Source organism: Enterobacter sp. BIDMC109 (assembly GCF_001037885.1).
Taxonomy (GTDB): Bacteria; Pseudomonadota; Gammaproteobacteria; order Enterobacterales; family Enterobacteriaceae; genus Enterobacter; species Enterobacter hormaechei_C.
This window is the reverse complement of sequence record NZ_KQ090002.1, coordinates 1,747,749-1,768,454: the sequence shown is the minus strand read 5'-3', so window position 1 is coordinate 1,768,454 and position 20,706 is coordinate 1,747,749. Positions and strand designations below refer to the sequence as shown.

Below are 20,706 nucleotides of genomic sequence, written 5' to 3'. Positions count from 1 at the left end.
TCTTAAAACGTAATACAGGTTGCGCCCTGCTCCGCACCGGAGAGTTTCTCACGCAACGCACCAAACATTTCGCGTCCGGTACCCACGCGTGACGCGCTCAGGTCAGGAATATGTGGCTGACGCGCCGCCAGCTCTGCTTCATCCACCAGCAGGGTTAACTCGCCTGTCTGACCGTTAACGCGGATCATGTCACCATCACGCACTTTCGCCAGCAGGCCGCCGTCGTAGGCTTCCGGGGTGACATGAATCGCTGAAGGCACTTTACCGGATGCCCCTGAAAGGCGTCCATCGGTTACCAGTGCAATTTTGAAACGGCGGTCCAATAATACACCAAGCGGCGGCATAAGTTTATGTAATTCTGGCATCCCGTTCGCTTTTGGTCCCTGATGACGCACCACGACCACACAGTCTTTATCAAGCAGACCCGCGTCAAAGGCAGGTAAAACGTCGTGCTGGCTTTCAAACACCACCGCCGGGGCTTCGATAACCTGATTCCCTTCCGGCACGGCAGAGGTTTTCATCACGGCACGTCCAAGGTTACCGCTCAGCACTTTGGTGCCGCCGTGAGGAGAGAACGGCTGTTCGAAGGTTGCGATAACCTGAGGATCGAGCGAGTCGCTCGCCCCTTCGCGCCAGTCCAGCTCACCGTTGTTCAGCCAGGGTTCAAGGGTATAGCGATGCAGGCCAAAGCCCGCCACCGTGTTGACATCCTCATGCAGCAGGCCGCCTTTCAGCAGCTCGCGCATCAGCACCGGCACGCCGCCCGCGGCCTGGAAGTGGTTGATGTCCGCCGGACCGTTCGGGTACAGACGCGCCATCAGCGGTACCACGGAGGAGATATCGGAGAAGTCATCCCAGTTGATCAGAATGCCCACCGCGCGCGCCATCGCGACAAGGTGCATGGTATGGTTGGTTGAACCGCCGGTCGCCAGCAGGGCGACAATCCCGTTTACGATGACTTTTTCATCCACCATTTTGCCCATTGGCATCCACTCGTTGCCGTTACCGGTCAGGCGCGTCACCTGACGGGCTGCGGCTTCGGTCAGCGCTTTACGCAGTGGCGCATCTGGCTGGATGAACGACGAGCCCGGCAGCTGCATACCCATAAACTCCACCACCATCTGGTTGGTGTTGGCCGTACCGTAGAACGTACAGGTGCCCGGCGCATGATAGGACGCGGCTTCCGCTTCCAGCAGTGCCTGACGGTCCGCTTTTCCTTCGGCATACAGCTGGCGGATACGGACTTTTTCCTTGTTTGGCAGACCGCTAGCCATCGGGCCTGACGGCACAAAAATCGCTGGCAGATGGCCAAACGACAGCGCGGCCATCACCAGCCCCGGGACGATTTTGTCGCACACGCCCAGATAGAGCGCGCCATCAAACATGTTGTGAGAGAGGCCCACTGCCGCCGACATGGCGATCACTTCGCGGCTCAGCAAGGACAGCTCCATACCGTCCTGGCCCTGGGTTACGCCATCACACATGGCCGGCACGCCGCCTGCAACCTGGCCCACCGCGTTCACGCTGTGCAGCGCATTGCGGATGATAGCCGGGTAGGCCTCATACGGCTGGTGGGCTGAAAGCATGTCGTTATAGGAGGTAATGATGGCGATATTGTTACGCAACATGCTTTTCAGCGCGTCTTTATCACCAGGCTGGCAGGCCGCAAAGCCGTGGGCCAGATTCCCGCAGGCCAGCTGAGAGCGATGGACAGTTTCACTCTTCGCCTGTTCGATGCGGGCAAGGTAGGCAGTACGGGTCTCTTTCGAGCGCTCAACAATGCGCTGTGTTACGCGTAACAATGTCGGATTCATAAAAGCTCCTCTAATTTATCTGTCCAGGCTCGGGAGTTTACACAGTTTCTGACGGTTGTTAACAACGCTGAAACGCCTGATATCCGGAGCACAGGGGCAAAATGTCTGAAGGGAGTGTAATAAAAAAAGCTCCGCGGGTGAATCCACGCGGAGCTTAAAAGATAAAAATTATGCCACTTGCTGTGTTAGATCATGTTACCGGTAAAATAACACCTTTGGGCTAGAGAAGGTGGTTATTCAAACTCGTTCCAGGAGCGGCCATCACGGGTGATCATCGCAACGGAGGCGACAGGTCCCCATGTTCCCGCCTGATACGGTTTTGGCGCGTCCTGATCGGCTGCCCACGCTTCGGTGATGGAGTCGACCCACTTCCACGCCTCTTCCACTTCATCGCGGCGGACGAACAGCGCCTGGATACCACGCATGGTTTCCAGCAGCAGACGCTCGTAAGCATCGGCGAGATGCGTCTGGTTGAAGGTTTCAGAGTAGCTCAGGTCCAGCTTGGTAGTTTGCAGGTTGTGTTTGTGATCAAGGCCCGGCACTTTGTTGAGGATCTGAATATCCACACCCTCGTCCGGTTGCAGACGGATGGTCAGTTTGTTCTGCGGCAGTTCCTGCCAGGATTCTTTGAACAGGTTCAGTTCCGGATTTTTGAAGTAGACCACCACTTCGGAGCATTTTGCCGGCAGACGTTTACCGGTACGCAGGTAGAACGGCACACCGGCCCAGCGCCAGTCGTCGATATCCACGCGGATCGCCACAAACGTCTCGGTGTTGCTGGACTTGTTCGCGCCCTCTTCTTCCAGATAGCCAGGAACTTTTTTCCCCTGGGCAAAACCTGCGGTGTACTGGCCGCGCACGGTTTTCTCACGTACGTTGGAGCGGTCAATACGGCGCAGTGATTTCAGTACTTTCACTTTGGCGTCACGAATGCTGTCGGCCGTCAGATCTGACGGTGGAGACATGGCAATCATGCACAGAATTTGCAGCAGGTGGTTCTGGATCATGTCACGCATCTGGCCGGCCTGGTCGAAGTAGCCCCAACGGCCTTCGATGCCCACCTCTTCCGCCACGGTAATTTCCACGTGGTCGATAGTGCGGTTGTCCCAGTTGTTCACGAACAGGGAGTTGGCAAAACGCAGCGCCAGCAGGTTCAGTACCGTCTCTTTGCCCAGATAGTGGTCAATACGGTAAACCTGACACTCCTCAAAGAACTCGCCCACCTGGTCGTTGATTTCACGCGAGGTCGCCAGCGACGTACCCAGCGGTTTCTCCATCACCACGCGCGCCGGTTTGGCGTTCAGCTTCGCCTCGCCCAGACCTTTGCAGATGGCGCCGAAGGTGCTTGGCGGCATCGCGAAATAGTTAATAGTGACACGATTTTCCTGGTCAAGCATTTCACCCAGACGGGTAAAGGCGCCTACATCGTTGACGTCCAGGTTGCAGAAATCGAGACGCCCGCTCAGCTTATCCCAAAGGCTTTCATCGATTTTCTCTTTCATGAACGTTTCGAGCGCCTCGCGCACGACTTTGGTATAAGCCTCCTTATCCCAGTCTGCGCGCCCTACCCCAAGGATGCGGGTGTCGGGATGGATCTGGCCCGCTTTTTCGAGCTGATACAGGGAAGGCAGCAATTTTCGGCGTGCAAGATCGCCTTTAGCGCCGAAAATGACCAGGTCACATGCCTGGGCTGTTTGCGTTACCGCCATGTCATTCTCCTCAGTTAGATCGCCTGGTACTCTGCCAGGTATCGTTGTAATTTTATTACAATGCACTGTACTGCTTTTACGCGTTTCCTGAAACCATTAGCGCTTAACGTCGCGTGCGATACGGTGATTTTTCGTCGCCCGGGCCATTACGCCCGTCTGATGACGCAACAAACGTCGATTCTTTGCGCAACAGGGTCAGAGCAAAACCCGACGTCGATCAAGTAATGAAAAAAAACAACAACATTTCTTGTCGACGATTACCCTTTCGGGAGTCCCGGGGGTAATATCGGCTAAATCGAATCAAGATTTCATCTCTTTATGAAATCGTTTATGCCCTCATGAGCGTCTTGTTAACAATGAACATGCTGGAAAAAATCCAGTTTCAACTGGAACACCTTAGCAAATCCGAGCGCAAAGTGGCTGAAGTTATTCTCGCCGCGCCCGCTCAGGCGATTCATTCAAGCATCGCCGCTCTGGCACAGGAATCGGGCGTCAGCGAACCGACGGTCAATCGATTCTGTCGTAGTCTGGACACGCGCGGCTTTCCTGATTTTAAACTGCATCTGGCCCAAAGTCTGGCAAACGGCACCCCGTATGTTAATCGCAATGTAGATGAAGACGACAGCGTTGATGCTTACACCGCAAAAATATTTGAATCGGCTATGGCCACGCTCGACCACGTTCGCCAGTCTCTGGGCATGAGTTCAGTGAATCGCGCGGTCGATCTTCTCACGCAGGCCAAACGGATTGCCTTCTTTGGCCTTGGCTCGTCCGCCGCCGTGGCGCATGACGCCATGAATAAGTTCTTTCGCTTTAACGTGCCGGTGATTTACTCCGATGACATTGTGCTGCAACGCATGAGCTGTATGAATTGTAGTGAAGATGATGTCGTGGTACTCATCTCCCATACGGGCCGCACCAAGAGCCAGGTGGAGCTGGCGCAGCTCGCGCGTGACAACGATGCGATGGTCATCGCCCTGACGACGGCAGGTACGCCGCTGGCCCGGGAAGCGACGCTCGCCATTACCCTGGACGTACCGGAGGACACCGACATGTACATGCCGATGGTCTCCCGCCTGGCGCAGTTGACGGTCATCGACGTGCTGGCGACCGGTTTTACCTTACGCCGGGGCGCAAAATTCCGGGATAACTTGAAGCGGGTCAAGGAAGCCCTGAAAGAATCGCGTTTTGATAAAGAATTGCTTATAAAGAGCGATGTTCCCTAATAACTACGATGTACGATTTACGGCATTCGGTCCCCTCGCTACTGCCTTGCGATAGATGAAGGCCGATTCTATGTTCACGCAACACCAAAGTTGTTTCAGTCAACGGAGTATTACATGTCCAGAAGGCTTCGCAGAACCAAGATCGTCACCACCTTAGGCCCGGCCACCGACCGCGATAATAACCTCGAAAAGATTATCGCCGCGGGTGCCAACGTGGTGCGCATGAACTTCTCTCACGGTACGCCAGAAGACCATAAATTACGTGCCGACAAAGTGCGTGAAATCGCAGCTAAACTGGGCCGCCATGTTGCTATCCTCGGTGACCTGCAAGGTCCAAAAATCCGCGTATCGACCTTTAAAGAAGGCAAAGTCTTCCTCAACATCGGCGATAAATTCCTGCTGGATGCCAACCTGAGCAAAGGCGAAGGCGATAAGGAAAAAGTGGGTATCGACTACAAAGGTCTGCCTGCTGACGTTGTGCCTGGCGACATCCTGCTGCTGGACGACGGACGCGTACAGCTGAAAGTGCTGGAAGTTCAGGGTATGAAGGTATTCACCGAAGTGACCGTCGGCGGCCCGCTCTCCAACAACAAAGGCATCAACAAACTCGGCGGTGGCCTGTCTGCCGAAGCGCTGACCGATAAAGACAAAGCGGATATCGTGACCGCAGCGCAGATCGGCGTGGATTACCTGGCCGTCTCCTTCCCGCGCTGCGGCGAAGATCTGAACTATGCTCGCCGCCTGGCGCGCGATGCAGGCTGCGATGCGAAAATCGTTGCGAAAGTGGAACGCGCTGAAGCGGTCTGCGATCAGGACGCGATGGACGACGTGATCCTGGCGTCTGACGTGGTGATGGTTGCCCGTGGTGACCTGGGCGTGGAAATTGGCGACCCTGAACTGGTCGGTATCCAGAAAGCGCTGATCCGTCGCGCGCGTCAGCTGAACCGCGCGGTGATCACCGCCACCCAGATGATGGAATCCATGATCACCAACCCAATGCCAACCCGTGCGGAAGTCATGGACGTGGCGAACGCCGTGCTGGATGGTACCGATGCGGTGATGCTGTCAGCGGAAACCGCGGCAGGTCAGTATCCGGCAGAAACCGTGGCCGCCATGGCGCGCGTGTGCCTGGGTGCAGAGAAGATCCCAAGCATTAACGTCTCTAAACACCGTCTGGACATTCAGTTCGACAACGTGGAAGAAGCGATTGCGATGTCCGCGATGTACGCAGCCAACCACCTGAAAGGGGTCACGGCGATCATCACCATGACCGAATCTGGCCGTACCGCGCTAATGACGTCCCGTATCAGCTCCGGTCTGCCGATCTTCGCCATGTCCCGTCACGAGCGTACGCTGAACCTGACGGCGCTGTATCGCGGCGTGACGCCAGTATACTTCGACAGCACCAACGACGGCGTGGCCGCCGCGCACGATGCCGTGAACCTGCTGCGCGACAAAGGTTATCTGGTATCCGGTGATATCGTTATCGTGACGCAGGGTGACGTGATGAGCACCATCGGCTCAACCAATACCACCCGCGTACTGACCGTAGAGTAAGCTCCAATCCCCTCTCCCCTAAGGGGAGAGGGGTGAAGGTTTCCTATTTCTTCGGGAAAAGCTCTTTACGCTTGTACGGCTCTGTTTCGCCAGGTTTACGCGTTTTGAGCAGCTTCAGGATCCACGTATATTGCTCCTTATGCGGCCCCACCAGCACCTCCACCTCTTCATTCATGCGACGTGCGATGGTGTGATCGTCTGCGGTCAGCAGATCGTCCATCGGCGGACGTACCTCAATGCTCAGGCGATGCGTTTTACCGTCATAAACCGGGAACAGTGGGATCACGCGGGCGCGGCAGACTTTCATCAGGCGACCAATCGCGGGTAGCGTGGCTTTATAGGTTGCGAAGAAATCGACAAACTCGCTGTGTTCCGGGCCGTGGTCCTGATCGGGCAGATAGTAGCCCCAGTAACCCTGACGTACCGACTGAATGAAAGGCTTAATGCCATCGTTTCGGGCGTGCAAACGCCCGCCAAAGCGACGGCGCACGGTATTCCAGACGAAGTCGTAGATTTTGTTTCCCTGATTATGGAACATCGCCGCCATTTTCTGGCCCTGCGACGCCATTAACATCGCCGGAATGTCTACCCCCCAGCCGTGCGGCACCAGGAAAATCACCTTTTCATCATTGCGACGCATCTCGTCGATGATCTCCAGCCCTTTCCAGTCAACGCGTTCGACGATCTTCTCCGGCCCTTTCAGCGCCAGTTCCGCCATCATCGCCATGGCCTGTGGCGCGGTGGTATACATGTCATCAATGATTGCTTCGCGTTCAGCGTCGCTTTTATCCGGAAAACAGTACAACAGATTTATTTGCGCGCGGCGGCGTGCGCTTTTACCTAAGCGCCCTGCCAGGCGCCCCACTTTGCCGAGCACCGGATCGCGGAGGGAAGCAGGTAGCAACGCCATGCCAGCAAACGCGTATACGCCAAGCCAGGCGCCCCAGTTACGCGGGTGGCGAAAAGATTTTTCAAACTCGGGAATGTACTCAATATTGTTTTTTTTGGTTTCCATGCGGGTTCCAGGGTCTGGTGACGCAAAAATATATTCGGATAGTGTAGCGAGGCTGCCGCCCGCGCACAAAAGAAAAAGCCGGCGCATACTGACGCCGGCTTTTTAAATCAGGAGAGCTTAGTCGAAGCGCAGCTGCGGCATCAACTCTTTCACCTGCGCCAGGTAATCTTTGCGATCTTTGCCGGTCAGCCCTTCGGTGCGCGGCAGTTTTGCCGTCAGCGGGTTAACTGCCTGCTGGTTGATCCACACTTCGTAGTGCAGGTGCGGCCCCGTCGACCGGCCGGTGTTACCGGACAACGCGATGCGATCGCCACGTTTCACTTTCTGGCCCGGTTTGACCAGCAGTTTACGCAGGTGCATGTAGCGGGTGGTGTACGTACGACCGTGACGAATAGCAACGTAGTAGCCAGCAGCACCGCTGCGTTTCGCCATGACCACTTCACCATCCCCTACCGCCAGCACTGGCGTGCCCTGCGGCATGGCGAAGTCAACGCCACGGTGCGGCGCTACGCGGCCAGTTACCGGGTTCAGACGACGCGGGTTGAAGTTGGAGGAGACGCGGAACTGTTTCGCCGTTGGGAAACGCAGGAAGCCTTTTGCCAGACCCGTACCGCTGCGGTCATAGAACTTACCGTCTTCCGCGCGAATAGCGTAGTAGTCTTTGCCGTCTGAACGCAGACGAACGCCCACCAGTTGGCTCTGCTCGCGCTTACCGTCCAGCATTTCGCGGGACATCAGGACAGAGAACTGATCGCCTTTTTTCAGTTTGCGGAAATCCATCTGCCACTGCATGGCTTTGATCACCGAGCTGATTTCAGCGCTGGTCAGGCCGGCATCGCGTGCGCTGGAAACAAAGCTGCCGCCGACGGTCCCTTTCATGACGCTGTTAACCCAGTCGCCCTGCTGCAATTCGCTGGTCATTTTGAAACCGTTTGCAGTGCGATCGTAGGTGCGGGTTTCGCGACGGGACATCTCCCAGGTCAGACGTTGCAGATCGCCGTCGGGCGTTAGGGTCCAGGAAAGCTGCTGACCAATTTTCAGGTTACGCAGCTCTTTATCGGATGCGGCGAGCTGGCTGATGTTGCCCATGTCGATACCGTACTGGTTCAGGACGCTGCTCAGCGTATCGCCAGTAGAAACAACATATTCATGAATGCCGGCTTCATTCTGGATCTTGTCATCCAGCTCATCCTGGGGAATCGCTTCATCTTCCTGAGCGGCCTGATCGATAGGCTCGCTGGCCTCAGGCAGCAGAGAGCGGATCTCGCTCTTCTCCAGTTCGATGGTTTTAATGATTGGGGCGGAACTCGGGTGGTAAACATAGGGCCGCCAGACGGCGACCGCTAATGTGAGAACTGTAAGCGACCCCAGCATAACGCGGTGGGGTCGAGGCAGATTGTTAAATGCCAGGGCGACAGAGCGGGCTATCTGTTGCACGTATTCACTTCCTCGTTAATCTCCTTTCAGGCAGCTCGCATACTGATTCGCCAGTTGGCTGAGGAACTGCGAATAGCTCGCTTTGCTCAACTGGATGTTCGTACCTAGCGGGTCAAGGGTTCCCATGCGCACGGATGTTCCCCTGGCCACGGCTTCTACGACCGCTGGCCTGAACTGTGGCTCAGCAAAAACGCATGTCGCTTTTTGCTCAACCAACTGTGTTCTGATTTCATGTAAACGCTGCGCACCAGGCTGAATTTCAGGGTTGACGGTAAAATGCCCCAGCGGGGTCAGACCGTAATGTTTCTCGTAATACCCGTAGGCATCATGAAAAACAAAGTACCCTTTTCCTTTAAGCGGTGCGAGCTCGTTACCCACCTGTTTGTCGGTTGCGGCTAATTGAGCCTCAAAATCCTTCAGGTTGGCGTCGAGTTTGATTCGACTTTGCGGCATAAGTTCCACTAATTTGTCGTGGATTGCAACCGCTGTAAGCCGCGCTATCTCTGGGGAGAGCCAGAGATGCATGTTGTATTCGCCGTGATGGTGATGGTCGTCACCTTTTTCACCGTGAGCATGGTCGTGGTCGTGTTCGTCACCCTCGTCCTCAGCTCCTTTCATGAGTAACGGTTTCACGCCGGACAGCCCGGCAATCGTCACCTGTTTCTCAGCGGGAAGCTGACTGGCTGACTTCTGCATGAACGCTTCCATCTCAGGACCAATCCAGACGACTAAGTCCGCGTTCTGTAAGCGTTTTACATCAGATGGACGCAGGGAATAATCATGCTCGGAAGCACCGTCAGGCAGCAGAACCTGGGTCTCAGTGACCCCATCCGCGATGGCAGAGGCGATAAATCCAAGCGGTTTAAGCGAAGCGACAACGGCGGCGTTAACATCTTGTGCTGTTGTACCCCAAAGAGCAGCGGATAAAGCTGCGAAAAGAAGCGTATTTTTCTGTAACATAATGCGACTAATCATCGTAATGAATGCGTGGAATGTGATATTATAACATTCGATGACTTCTGCAAGCTTAAATTGACATGACGACTTTAGTTTCTCTTGAAAATGTTTCGGTCTCATTCGGCCAGCGCCGCGTCCTTTCTGAGGTGTCGCTGAATCTGAAGCCCGGCAAAATACTCACGCTGCTCGGCCCTAACGGTGCAGGCAAGTCGACGCTGGTACGCGTCGTATTAGGCCTGGTAGCCCCTGACGCAGGTGTTATCGTCCGCCAAGACAAGTTGCGTATCGGCTATGTGCCGCAAAAATTACACCTCGATGCCACCCTGCCCCTGACGGTGAGCCGCTTCCTGCGCCTCCGTCCCGGTACGCGTAAAGCGGATATCCTCCCGGCGCTGAAACGCGTTCAGGCGGGACATCTTGTTGAGGCGCCCTTGCAAAAGCTGTCGGGCGGTGAAACCCAGCGCGTATTACTTGCCCGCGCCCTGCTCAGCAGCCCTCAGCTGCTGGTCCTGGACGAGCCGACGCAGGGTGTTGACGTCAACGGTCAGGTTGCGCTGTACGATCTGATTGACCAGCTCCGTCGGGAGCTAAACTGCGCGGTGCTGATGGTGTCCCATGATCTGCACCTGGTGATGGCCAAAACCGACGAAGTGCTGTGCCTGAACCATCACATTTGTTGTTCCGGCACGCCGGAAGTGGTGTCAATGCATCCGGAATTTATCTCTATGTTTGGCCATCGTGGCGCCGAGCAACTGGGCATCTATCGTCATAATCACAATCACCGCCATGATTTACAGGGACGAATCGTCCTGCGTCGGGGAAATGGACACTCATGATTGAACTGTTACTGCCCGGCTGGCTGGCCGGGATTATGCTTGCCTGCGCCGCGGGTCCACTCGGCTCGTTTGTCGTCTGGCGCAGAATGTCCTATTTCGGCGATACGCTGGCCCATGCTTCATTGCTGGGTGTGGCGTTTGGTTTGTTACTGGACGTGAACCCATTTTATGCGGTGATTGTCGTCACGCTGCTGCTGGCTGCCGGTCTGGTCTGGCTGGAAAAACGCCCTCATCTGGCAATTGATACCCTGCTCGGCATTATGGCGCACAGCGCCCTGTCGCTGGGCCTGGTGGTAGTGAGCCTGATGTCAAACATCCGCGTGGACCTGATGGCCTATCTGTTCGGCGATCTGCTGGCCGTCACGCCCGAAGATCTGATTTCTATTGCCATTGGCGTGGCAGTGGTGCTCGGGATCCTGCTGTGGCAGTGGCGAAATTTACTGGCTATGACCGTCAGCCCGGATCTGGCCTTTGTCGACGGCGTGAAGCTTCAGCGCGTGAAGCTGCTATTGATGCTGGTGACGGCGTTAACCATCGGCGTGGCGATGAAGTTTGTCGGCGCGCTGATCATCACGTCGCTGCTGATAATCCCTGCCGCCACGGCGCGCCGTTTTGCGCGTACGCCGGAGCAAATGGCCGGTATCGCGGTGATTATCGGAATGATCGCGGTGACGGGCGGGTTAACTTTCTCGGCGTTTTATGACACGCCAGCGGGGCCGTCGGTGGTATTGTGCGCGGCGGTGTTGTTTATTTTCAGTATGATGAAAAAGACCGCGCAGTAGTCAGCATGTCCCCGGTGGCGTTTCGCTTACCGGGGCTACCATTTATCGATGCTTACGGCATCGCGGGCGGCGTAATACCGAAATGATTCCACGCCCGCACCGTCGCCATACGACCACGTGGGGTTCGCTGTAAGAAGCCCTGCTGGATCAGATACGGCTCCAGCACGTCCTCGATAGTCTCACGCTCTTCGCCAATTGCCGCCGCCAGGTTATCCAGCCCTACTGGCCCGCCAAAGAACTTATCCAGCACCGCCAGCAGCAGCTTACGGTCCATGTAGTCAAAACCTTCGGCATCGACATTCAGCATATCCAGCGCCTGGGCGGCGATCTCGGCCGATATAGTGCCGTCGTGCTTCACCTCGGCAAAGTCACGCACCCGGCGCAGCAGGCGGTTGGCGATACGCGGCGTACCGCGGGAGCGCTTCGCCACTTCAAACGCCCCCTCTTCGCTCATATCCAGCCCCATGTAGCGCGCGCTGCGCCCTACAATATGCTGAAGGTCGGGCACCTGATAAAACTCCAGACGCTGCACGATACCAAAACGGTCGCGTAGTGGAGAGGTCAGCGAGCCGGCGCGGGTCGTGGCGCCAATCAGGGTAAACGGTGGCAGATCGATTTTGATCGAGCGCGCGGCCGGGCCTTCACCGATCATGATATCCAGCTGGTAATCCTCCATTGCCGGATAGAGCACTTCCTCCACCACCGGTGAAAGACGGTGGATCTCATCGATAAACAGCACGTCATGCGGTTCGAGGTTGGTCAGCATCGCCGCCAGGTCCCCTGCTTTCTCCAGTACCGGACCGGAGGTGGTACGCAGGTTAACGCCCATTTCATTGGCGACGATATTCGCCAGGGTGGTTTTACCTAACCCCGGCGGCCCAAAAATCAGCAGGTGATCGAGCGCATCGCCGCGCAGCTTTGCCGCCTGGATGAAAATCTCCATCTGAGAACGAACCTGCGGCTGGCCGATGTACTCATCCAGCAATTTGGGACGGATCGCGCGATCCACCACGTCATCTGGCTGAATGGTGCCTGCCGATACCAGGCGGTCTGCTTCAATCATCCTTTACCTCACAATGCAGCGCGCAGCGCTTCACGAATCAGAGTTTCACTGCTGGCATCCGGTTTAGCAATTTTGCTCACCATCCGGCTGGCCTCCTGAGGTTTATAGCCCAGCGCCACCAGCGCGGCAACCGCTTCCTGCTCGGCATCATCATCAGATGCAGGCGCGCCCGGGGAAGTCAGCACCAGATCGGCTGCCGGCGTGAACAGATCGCCATGCAGACCTTTGAAGCGGTCCTTCATCTCGACAATCAGGCGCTCGGCGGTTTTCTTCCCGATGCCAGGAAGTTTAATTAACGCAGCTGGATCTTCACGCTCAACGGCGTTCACAAACTGTGGCGCTGACATACCGGACAGAATCGCCAGGGCCAGCTTCGGCCCGACGCCGTTGGTTTTAATCAATTCGCGGAACAGGGTGCGTTCCTGTTTGTTATTGAAGCCGTACAGCAGCTGAGCGTCTTCACGCACCACAAACTGGGTAAAGACAACCGCCTCTTTGCCCGCCTCCGGCAGCTCATAGAAGCAGGTCATTGGCATATGGACTTCATAGCCCACGCCACCCACTTCCAGCAGTACTAACGGGGGTTGTTTTTCAATGATGATGCCTCTGAGTCTGCCTATCACGTGACGCTCCTGCGTTCTGGAAGAAATTAACTGCCGACATAATAAAAAAAGGCTGGATAAACATCCAGCCTGATTTGTCATTATCGTAACCTGCCTCGCGCCAGATTGAGCCGCGACTCGCTCATTTGCATCGCATTCTGGCTGACGTGACAGTGGGTAATCGCAATGGCCAGCGCATCGGCGGCGTCAGCCTGTGGGTTCGCAGGGAGCTTCAGCAGGGTACGCACCATGTGCTGCACCTGGCTTTTCTCCGCGCTACCAATGCCCACCACCGTCTGCTTAACCTGACGGGCCGCGTACTCAAACACCGGCAGATCCTGGTTCACGGCGGCAACAATCGCCACGCCGCGCGCCTGACCGAGCTTTAACGCCGAGTCAGCGTTTTTCGCCATAAAGACCTGCTCGATGGCGAAATAGTCCGGCTGGAACTGGGTGATGATCTCCGACACGCCCGCATAGATGAGCTTCAGGCGCGACGGCAGATCGTCCACTTTGGTGCGAATACAGCCGCTGCCGAGGTAGGTTAGCTGGCGTCCCACCTGACGGATAACGCCATAGCCGGTGACGCGTGAGCCGGGGTCAATCCCGAGAATAATCGACATCACGCGTCTCCCGTAAACGGTTTACAGGCTCTCATCAGAGAGTCGCTGCAACCTCATCAGAGATTTCACCGTTGTGATACACTTCCTGCACGTCGTCGCAGTCTTCGAGCATGTCGATCAGACGCAGCAGTTTCGGTGCGGTTTCCGCATCCATGTCCGCTTTGGTAGACGGGATCATGGAGACTTCAGCGTTATCCGCCTTCAGGCCAGCCGCTTCCAGCGCATCGCGCACGGCACCCATCTCTTCCCATGCGGTGTAAACATCAATAGCACCGTCGTCATAGGTCACCACGTCTTCCGCACCGGCTTCCAGCGCCGCTTCCATGATCGCATCTTCGTCGCCTTTCTCGAAGGAGATGACGCCTTTTTTGCTGAACAGGTACGCTACAGAACCGTCAGTGCCCAGGTTGCCGCCGGTTTTGGTGAACGCGTGACGCACTTCCGCAACGGTACGATTACGGTTGTCGGACAGACACTCAACCATCACCGCCGTACCGCCAGGACCGTAACCTTCATAAATGATGGTTTCCATGTTCGCGTCTTCATCACCGCCCACGCCACGTGCGATGGCACGGTTCAGGGTGTCACGCGTCATGTTGTTGGACAGGGCTTTATCCACCGCTGCGCGCAGACGTGGGTTAGAGGCCGGATCGCCGCCGCCCAGACGCGCCGCTGTCACCAGCTCACGAATGATTTTGGTAAATATTTTACCGCGTTTGGCATCCTGTGCCGCTTTGCGGTGTTTGGTGTTGGCCCACTTACTATGACCTGCCATAAAAAGTTCTCCAAAAATCGCGCCTTCTCAGGCAGCGTTAATTACAAATTCTTCAATCGCCTGCCGGTTGCTCCACGACTTGGTCAGTGCGGCGGCATCCGCCGCATCCACCCAGCGGTAGGTCAGGTGTTCCGTGAACACGATCTCCCGCTCATGGGGAAGCGCAAGGCAGAACCACGATTCCGTATTGCGCTCAATGCCCGGTGCATAGCGATGACGTAAATGGCTAAAAATTTCAAACTCCACCGTGCGCTGACAGTCCTTCAGGGTCAGTTGCTCGTAAGCAACGTCAATGGCGACCTCTTCCTTTACTTCACGCGCGGCGGCCTGCGGCGCGGTCTCTCCCTCTTCCAGGCTGCCGGTAACCGACTGCCAGAAATCCGGATCGTCGCGCCGCTGCAACATCAGCACCCGCTTCGTGTCTTCTGCATAAATGACCACCAGAACCGAAACGGGACGCTTATATGCCATATCAGTTTTTCTCTTCCTTCTTCACCACCTCAATGCCCAGCTCAGCCAGCGCGGCCGGGTTGGCAAAGCTTGGCGCTTCAGTCATCAGACACGCCGCTGCGGTGGTTTTCGGGAAGGCGATCACATCACGGATGTTGTCGGTGCCGGTCAGCAGCATGGTCAGACGGTCAAGACCGAAGGCCAGACCCGCGTGCGGAGGGGTACCGTACTTCAGGGCGTCCAGCAGGAAGCCAAACTTCTCGCGCTGCTCCTGCTCGTTAATGCCCAGAATGCCGAACACGGTCTGCTGCATTTCACCGCTGTGAATACGCACGGAACCGCCGCCCACTTCGTAGCCGTTGATGACCATATCGTAGGCGTTTGCCACCGCGTCTTCCGGCGCCGCTTTCAGCTCTGCCGCCGTCATCTCTTTTGGCGAGGTGAACGGGTGGTGCATCGCGGTCAGGCCGCCTTCACCGTCGTCTTCAAACATCGGGAAGTCGATTACCCACAGCGGCGCCCATTTGCTTTCGTCGGTCAGGTTCAGGTCTTTGCCAAGCTTCAGACGCAGCGCGCCCATCGCATCCGCAACCACTTTCTTGTTGTCTGCGCCGAAGAAGATCATGTCGCCGTCCTGCGCGCCGGTGCGCTCAAGGATCGCTTCCACGATGTCCGCATTCAGGAATTTCGCCACCGGGCTGGTGATGCCTTCCAGACCTTTTGCACGCTCGGTCACTTTAATATAGGCCAGACCTTTCGCGCCGTAGATCTTGATGAAGTTGCCGTAGTCGTCAATCTGCTTACGGCTAAGGGCAGCACCGCCCGGAACGCGCAGGGCAGCCACGCGGCCTTTCGGATCGTTAGCCGGGCCAGCAAAGACCGCGAACTCAACGGCTTTCACCAGGTCTGCCACGTCCACCAGCTCCATCGGGTTACGCAGGTCTGGTTTGTCGGAACCGTAGCGACGCTCGGCTTCCGCGAAGGTCATGACAGGGAAATCGCCCAGCTCAACGCCTTTCACGTCGTTCCACAGGCTACGCACCAGGGCTTCCATCACCTCACGCACCTGCTCAGCGGTCATGAAGGAGGTTTCCACATCGATCTGGGTAAATTCTGGCTGACGGTCAGCGCGCAGGTCTTCGTCGCGGAAGCATTTCACGATCTGATAGTAGCGATCGAAGCCGGACATCATCAGCAGCTGTTTGAAAAGCTGTGGTGACTGCGGCAGCGCGTAGAATTTGCCTTTATGGACGCGGGATGGCACCAGGTAGTCGCGCGCGCCTTCCGGCGTGGCTTTGGTCAGCATCGGGGTTTCGATATCAAGGAAACCGTGGTCATCCATAAAACGGCGCACCAGGCTGGTGATTTTCGCACGGGTTTTCAGGCGCTGAGCCATTTCCGGACGACGCAGATCCAGGTAGCGGTATTTCAGACGCGCTTCTTCGGTGTTGACGTGGTTGGAGTCCAGCGGCAACGCTTCCGCGCGGTTGATGATCGTCAGATCGGACGCCAGCACTTCGATAGCGCCGGTCGCCATGTCGGCGTTGACGTTTTTCTCGTCACGCGCACGCACGGTGCCCGTCACCTGAATGCAGAACTCATTGCGCAGCTCAGAAGCCAGCTTCAACGCATCAGCGCGATCCGGATCGAAGAACACCTGAACGATACCTTCGCGGTCACGCATATCAATAAAGATAAGGCTACCAAGATCGCGACGACGATTGACCCAACCACACAGGGTGACCTGCTGCCCGACGTGGGACTGACGCAGCTGCCCGCAATATTCTGTACGCATGAGATATCCCTTAATTAGCCGCAGGCTGATTGTCGCCTGTCTCGCAGGCTACGATGTCGCAGCTTTCTGTATGTCACAACTGGATGAAAAAAGGCGGCTATTATACTGGAAATTCTGCCGCACGATAAGAGCGAAGCACGGCCTGACGCGCGTTTGCTGAACTCTTATTGCCTATTCTCACAAAAATTAACAAAATTATCCGACCAATAACAGGCCATCACGTCGTAAGGTGTAGAAAAGCAATCATTTGACGGGAGTGACGATGTTTACACTTGATGCCACCAAAACCGCCCTTGTGGTCATTGATTTACAGGAAGGCATTCTGCCTTTTGCCGGTGGTCCGCACACCGCTGACGATGTGGTCAGCCGCGCTGCGCGCCTGGCAGAAAAATGCCGCGCCAGCGGCTCGCCTGTTGTTATGGTGCGCGTCGGCTGGTCCGCTGATTTCGCCGAAGCGTTAAAGCAGCCGGTTGATGCCAAGGCCCCGGCGCAGGCGCTGCCGGACAACTGGTGGACATATCCTGTCTCGCTCGGTAAACGCGACAGCGATATAGAAGTCACCAAACGCCAGTGGGGCGCATTCTACGGCACCGACCTGGAGCTCCAGCTGCGCCGTCGCGGGATCGACACGATTATTCTGTGCGGGATCTCCACCAACATCGGTGTGGAATCCACCGCCCGTAACGCCTGGGAGCTGGGCTTTAACCTGGTGATCGCGGAAGATGCGTGCAGCGCAGCCTCTGCGGATCAGCACCAGGGCAGCATGACCCATATCTTCCCGCGTATCGGTCGCGTGCGCAGCACGGATGAGATCCTCAGCGCGCTATGATGTACGTGGGCCTGCCCCAGTGGTCGCACCCGAAATGGGTGCGCCTGGGTATTACCAGCCTTGAAGAGTATGCCCGACACTTTAACTGCGTGGAGGGCAATACCACGCTGTACGCTCTGCCCCGCGCGGAGATCGTCGAACGCTGGCGCGAGCAAACCAGCGACGACTTCCGCTTTTGCTTTAAATTCCCGGCGACCATCTCCCACAACGCCGCGCTGCGCAACTGCGATGATTTAACCCACGAGTTTTTCACCCGGATGTCGCCTCTGGCCAACCGTATTGGCCAGTACTGGCTCCAGCTTCCCGCCACGTTTGGCCCGCGCGACCTGCCTGCCCTCTGGCAGTTTCTCGACGCCCTGCCGCATGGCTTCACCTACGGCGTAGAAGTAAGGCATCCGGAATTCTTTGCCAAGGGCGACGCGGAGAAAGCGCTCAATCGCGGCCTGCATGAACGATCGGTCAACCGCGTGATCCTCGACAGCCGCCCCGTACATAGCGCAATCCCGCACAGCGAAGCCGTTGTTGATGCCCAGCGCAAAAAACCTAAAGTGTCCGTCCACGCGATCGTAACGGCACAGAACCCGATGGTCCGGTTTATCGGCAGCGATAACATGCAGCAAAATGAGGAGATGTTCGCCGTCTGGCTGCAAACGCTGGCGAAATGGGAGCACACCACCACGCCGTACCTTTTTTTACATACGCCGGATATCGCACAGGCGCCTGAACTGGTCGATGCTCTCTGGCAAGCCTTGCAGCAGGCGGTTCCGTCGGTTGGCCCCGCGCCGTCCATCCCACAACAATCTTCTCTTTTCTGAAATCACCCCCTATCATAGAGACGTGCCATCTGCCAAAAACAGGGAGTTAGTATGGTCAGCGCGCTGTATGCGGTGTTAGGTGCATTACTGCTGATTAAGTTTTCATTTGATGTTGTGCGCCTGAGAATGCAGTACCGCGTCTCGTACGGTGACGGGGGCTTTTCTGAGCTACAAAGCGCAATCCGCATCCACGGCAACGCGGTCGAGTACATTCCCGTCGCGTTAATTTTACTGCTGTTAATGGAGATGGATGGCGCTGAAACCTGGATGGTGCACGTCTGTGGGCTGCTGCTGATAGCAGGGCGTTTGATGCATTATTATGGTTTTCACCACCGCCTGATCCGCTGGCGTCGTTCCGGCATGAGCGCGACCTGGTGCTCGCTTTTGCTGATGGTGCTGGCTAACCTTTGGTATATGCCGTGGGAGTTGGTTTTCTCCTTCCATTAGCGCACAATATGCCCCTTTATTTTTCCCGGATTTTTACGTTATGTCAGATCGCGACACGCTTTTTTCCGCGCCTATCGCCAGCCTGGGCGACTGGACCTTTGATGAACGGGTAGCCGAAGTCTTCCCGGATATGATCCAGCGCTCTGTTCCCGGTTATTCCAATATTATCTCCATGATCGGCATGCTGGCGGAGCGTTTTGTTCAACCCGGCACGCAGGTCTATGACCTGGGCTGTTCGCTGGGAGCGGCAACGCTGTCCATTCGTCGTAACGTTCATCACGAAGGCTGCAAGATTGTGGCTGTCGATAACTCACCGGCCATGGTCGAACGCTGCCGTCGCCACATTGACGCGTATAAAGCCCCTACGCCTGTGGAGGTGGTAGAAGGCGATATCCGCGATATCGACATCCAGAACGCCTCGATGGTGGTCCTGAACTTTACCCTTCAGTTCCTGGTGCCGGACGATCGTCAGCGGTTGCTGGATAAAATTTATCAGGGCCTGAACCCGGGCGGCGCGCTGGTGCTGTCTGAGAAATTCAGCTTTGAAGACGCCAGCGTGGGCGAACTGCTGTTCAACATGCACCATGATTTCAAGCGTGCAAATGGCTACAGCGAGCTGGAGATCAGCCAGAAGCGCAGCATGCTTGAAAACGTCATGCTGACGGATTCCGTAGAAACCCACAAAGCGCGCCTGCGCAAAGCCGGATTTGAACACAGCGAACTGTGGTTCCAGTGCTTTAACTTTGGTTCTCTGGTGGCGCTTAAAGCCGGAGACGCAGCATGATCGAGTTCGGTAATTTCTATCAGCTGATTGCCAAAAACCACCTTTCCCACTGGCTGGAAACCCTGCCTGCGCAAATTGCCACCTGGCAGCGCGATCAGCAGCATGGTCTGTTGAAGCAGTGGTCCAACGCCGTGGAGTTTCTGCCTGAACTGACGCCTCATCGTCTGGATTTACTGCACAGCGTGACGGCGGAGAGCGAAGAGCCGCTCCCGGCCGGGCAGATCAATCGCATCGAAACGCTGATGCGTAACCTGATGCCGTGGCGCAAAGGGCCGTTCTCGCTGTACGGTGTAAATATCAACACCGAGTGGCGCTCCGACTGGAAGTGGGATCGCGTTCTGCCGCATTTATCCGACCTGACCGGGCGCACTATTCTGGACGTGGGCTGCGGTAGCGGCTATCACATGTGGCGCATGATCGGCGCAGGCGCGCATCTGGCCGTCGGTATCGATCCGATGCAGCTGTTCCTGTGCCAGTTTGAAGCGGTGCGTAAGCTCCTGGGTAACGACCAGCGTGCGCACCTGCTGCCGCTGGGTATCGAGCAACTCCCTGCCCTGAAAGCGTTTGATACCGTTTTCTCGATGGGCGTGCTGTACCACCGTCGTTCCCCGCTGGAGCATCTCTGGCAGTTGAAAGATCAGCTGGTCAGCGGCGGCGAACTGGTGCTGGAAACGCTGGTCATCGAAGGCGATGAACATGCCGTTCTGGTGCCGGGCGATCGCTATGCGCAGATGCGCAACGTTTACTTCATCCCTTCCGCGCTGGCGCTGAAGAACTGGCTGGAGAAATGTGGATTTGTCGATGTACGCATCGCCGATGTGTGCGTGACGTCGGTTGAGGAACAGCGCCGCACCGACTGGATGATCACCGAATCACTGGAGCAATTCCTCGACCCGGACGATCACAGTAAAACCATAGAAGGCTATCCGGCCCCGATGCGTGCGGTATTGATTGCGACCAAGCCGTAGCCTTTAGCCGGGTGGCGGCTGCGCCTTACCCGGCCTACGCGTCGCACGTTTTCTCCAAAATAGTTCAAGTTGCAGCAAGGCGGCAACGCAGCGAATCCCCGGGAGCTTACATCAGTAAGTGACCGGGGTGAGCGAGGCGGCCAACGCGGCTGCGGCTTGAAATATGAAGGAGAAAAAAAGGCCCCTGTTGAAGTTGCAGGGGCCTGGTACAAGCAAGCATCA

20 protein-coding genes are annotated in these 20,706 nt (G+C 56.5%); 9 read left to right on the top strand and 11 right to left on the bottom strand.

Going from position 1 to position 20,706, the window contains the following annotated elements; all coding sequences use genetic code 11:
- Positions 1-2: 2 nt before the first annotated feature.
- Both edd and zwf read right to left on the bottom strand, forming a co-directional pair.
- Entirely contained in the window at positions 3-1,814 is a 1,812-nt protein-coding gene (gene edd / locus SK62_RS08435) for a phosphogluconate dehydratase (RefSeq protein WP_047719454.1), read from the bottom strand.
- Positions 1,815-2,047: 233 nt separating this feature from the next.
- Positions 2,048-3,523 (bottom strand): glucose-6-phosphate dehydrogenase, encoded by a 1,476-nt coding sequence (gene zwf / locus SK62_RS08430; protein ID WP_003859771.1) that lies wholly within the window; start codon positions 3,521-3,523, stop codon positions 2,048-2,050.
- A gap of 356 nt (positions 3,524-3,879) precedes the next feature.
- Here zwf and SK62_RS08425 point away from each other — a divergent pair, with 356 nt between their 5' ends.
- Together SK62_RS08425 and pyk are read left to right on the top strand one after the other, a co-directional pair.
- The gene (locus SK62_RS08425) at positions 3,880-4,749 is read left to right on the top strand and encodes a MurR/RpiR family transcriptional regulator (protein WP_048249470.1); all 870 of its coding nucleotides are present in this window, start codon (positions 3,880-3,882) and stop codon (positions 4,747-4,749) included.
- Between the two features lie 114 nt (positions 4,750-4,863).
- The gene (pyk, locus tag SK62_RS08420; protein ID WP_003859767.1) at positions 4,864-6,306 is read left to right on the top strand and encodes a pyruvate kinase; all 1,443 of its coding nucleotides are present in this window, start codon (positions 4,864-4,866) and stop codon (positions 6,304-6,306) included.
- A 43-nt stretch (positions 6,307-6,349) separates the two neighbouring features.
- Here the strand turns inward: pyk and lpxM are convergent, their stop codons facing one another.
- The 3 genes from lpxM to znuA all read right to left on the bottom strand — a co-directional run bounded on the left by lpxM (position 6,350) and on the right by znuA (position 9,718).
- Positions 6,350-7,321 (bottom strand): lauroyl-Kdo(2)-lipid IV(A) myristoyltransferase, encoded by a 972-nt coding sequence (gene lpxM / locus SK62_RS08415; RefSeq protein ID WP_015570283.1) that lies wholly within the window; start codon positions 7,319-7,321, stop codon positions 6,350-6,352.
- 117 nt (positions 7,322-7,438) lie between these two features.
- Positions 7,439-8,758, bottom strand: a complete 1,320-nt coding sequence (mepM, locus tag SK62_RS08410) for a murein DD-endopeptidase MepM (RefSeq protein ID WP_045348798.1) — start codon at positions 8,756-8,758, stop codon at positions 7,439-7,441.
- A 15-nt stretch (positions 8,759-8,773) separates the two neighbouring features.
- Positions 8,774-9,718 (bottom strand): zinc ABC transporter substrate-binding protein ZnuA, encoded by a 945-nt coding sequence (znuA, locus tag SK62_RS08405; protein ID WP_032103662.1) that lies wholly within the window; start codon positions 9,716-9,718, stop codon positions 8,774-8,776.
- A gap of 77 nt (positions 9,719-9,795) precedes the next feature.
- On the opposite strand from znuA, the gene znuC reads away from it, so the two are divergent.
- Both znuC and znuB read left to right on the top strand, forming a co-directional pair.
- Positions 9,796-10,551 (top strand): zinc ABC transporter ATP-binding protein ZnuC, encoded by a 756-nt coding sequence (gene znuC, locus SK62_RS08400; protein WP_023296807.1) that lies wholly within the window; start codon positions 9,796-9,798, stop codon positions 10,549-10,551.
- On the top strand, positions 10,548-11,333 hold the full coding sequence (gene znuB / locus SK62_RS08395; protein ID WP_015570280.1) for a zinc ABC transporter permease subunit ZnuB: 786 nt from the start codon (positions 10,548-10,550) through the stop codon (positions 11,331-11,333). The genes znuC and znuB overlap by 4 nt, the downstream gene beginning before the upstream one ends.
- A gap of 52 nt (positions 11,334-11,385) precedes the next feature.
- On the opposite strand, the gene ruvB is transcribed toward znuB, so the two are convergent.
- From ruvB to aspS, 6 genes are all read right to left on the bottom strand, one after another.
- The gene (gene ruvB, locus SK62_RS08390) at positions 11,386-12,396 is read right to left on the bottom strand and encodes a Holliday junction branch migration DNA helicase RuvB (RefSeq protein WP_003859753.1); all 1,011 of its coding nucleotides are present in this window, start codon (positions 12,394-12,396) and stop codon (positions 11,386-11,388) included.
- A gap of 8 nt (positions 12,397-12,404) precedes the next feature.
- Positions 12,405-13,019 (bottom strand): Holliday junction branch migration protein RuvA, encoded by a 615-nt coding sequence (gene ruvA / locus SK62_RS08385; protein ID WP_003859751.1) that lies wholly within the window; start codon positions 13,017-13,019, stop codon positions 12,405-12,407.
- Between the two features lie 80 nt (positions 13,020-13,099).
- A complete protein-coding gene (gene ruvC / locus SK62_RS08380; protein ID WP_003859749.1) occupies positions 13,100-13,621 on the bottom strand; it encodes a crossover junction endodeoxyribonuclease RuvC in 522 nt (173 codons plus the stop codon).
- Positions 13,622-13,655: 34 nt separating this feature from the next.
- Positions 13,656-14,396, bottom strand: coding sequence for a YebC/PmpR family DNA-binding transcriptional regulator (locus SK62_RS08375; protein ID WP_003859747.1), 741 nt, complete (start codon positions 14,394-14,396; stop codon positions 13,656-13,658).
- A gap of 27 nt (positions 14,397-14,423) precedes the next feature.
- A complete protein-coding gene (gene nudB / locus SK62_RS08370; RefSeq protein ID WP_003859745.1) occupies positions 14,424-14,867 on the bottom strand; it encodes a dihydroneopterin triphosphate diphosphatase in 444 nt (147 codons plus the stop codon).
- 1 nt (position 14,868) lies between these two features.
- Positions 14,869-16,641 (bottom strand): aspartate--tRNA ligase, encoded by a 1,773-nt coding sequence (aspS, locus tag SK62_RS08365; protein WP_017384352.1) that lies wholly within the window; start codon positions 16,639-16,641, stop codon positions 14,869-14,871.
- 262 nt (positions 16,642-16,903) lie between these two features.
- Here aspS and SK62_RS08360 point away from each other — a divergent pair, with 262 nt between their 5' ends.
- The 5 genes from SK62_RS08360 to cmoB are packed head-to-tail and all read left to right on the top strand — an operon-like array spanning position 16,904 to position 20,484.
- Complete coding sequence (locus SK62_RS08360) at positions 16,904-17,470, top strand: hydrolase (protein WP_015570278.1); 567 nt, start codon at positions 16,904-16,906, stop codon at positions 17,468-17,470.
- Positions 17,467-18,285 carry a DUF72 domain-containing protein gene (locus SK62_RS08355; RefSeq protein WP_047719453.1) on the top strand — a complete coding sequence of 273 codons (819 nt, stop codon included), beginning with the start codon at positions 17,467-17,469 and terminating at the stop codon, positions 18,283-18,285. The genes SK62_RS08360 and SK62_RS08355 overlap by 4 nt, the downstream gene beginning before the upstream one ends.
- 51 nt (positions 18,286-18,336) lie before the next feature.
- Positions 18,337-18,732 (top strand): MAPEG family protein, encoded by a 396-nt coding sequence (locus tag SK62_RS08350; RefSeq protein WP_003859737.1) that lies wholly within the window; start codon positions 18,337-18,339, stop codon positions 18,730-18,732.
- Positions 18,733-18,772: 40 nt separating this feature from the next.
- Positions 18,773-19,516: a carboxy-S-adenosyl-L-methionine synthase CmoA gene (gene cmoA / locus SK62_RS08345; RefSeq protein WP_003859735.1), complete on the top strand. Its 744-nt coding sequence runs from the start codon at positions 18,773-18,775 to the stop codon at positions 19,514-19,516.
- Positions 19,513-20,484: a tRNA 5-methoxyuridine(34)/uridine 5-oxyacetic acid(34) synthase CmoB gene (gene cmoB, locus SK62_RS08340; RefSeq protein WP_015570275.1), complete on the top strand. Its 972-nt coding sequence runs from the start codon at positions 19,513-19,515 to the stop codon at positions 20,482-20,484. Before cmoA ends, cmoB begins: the two co-directional genes overlap by 4 nt.
- Positions 20,485-20,706 lie beyond the last annotated feature (222 nt).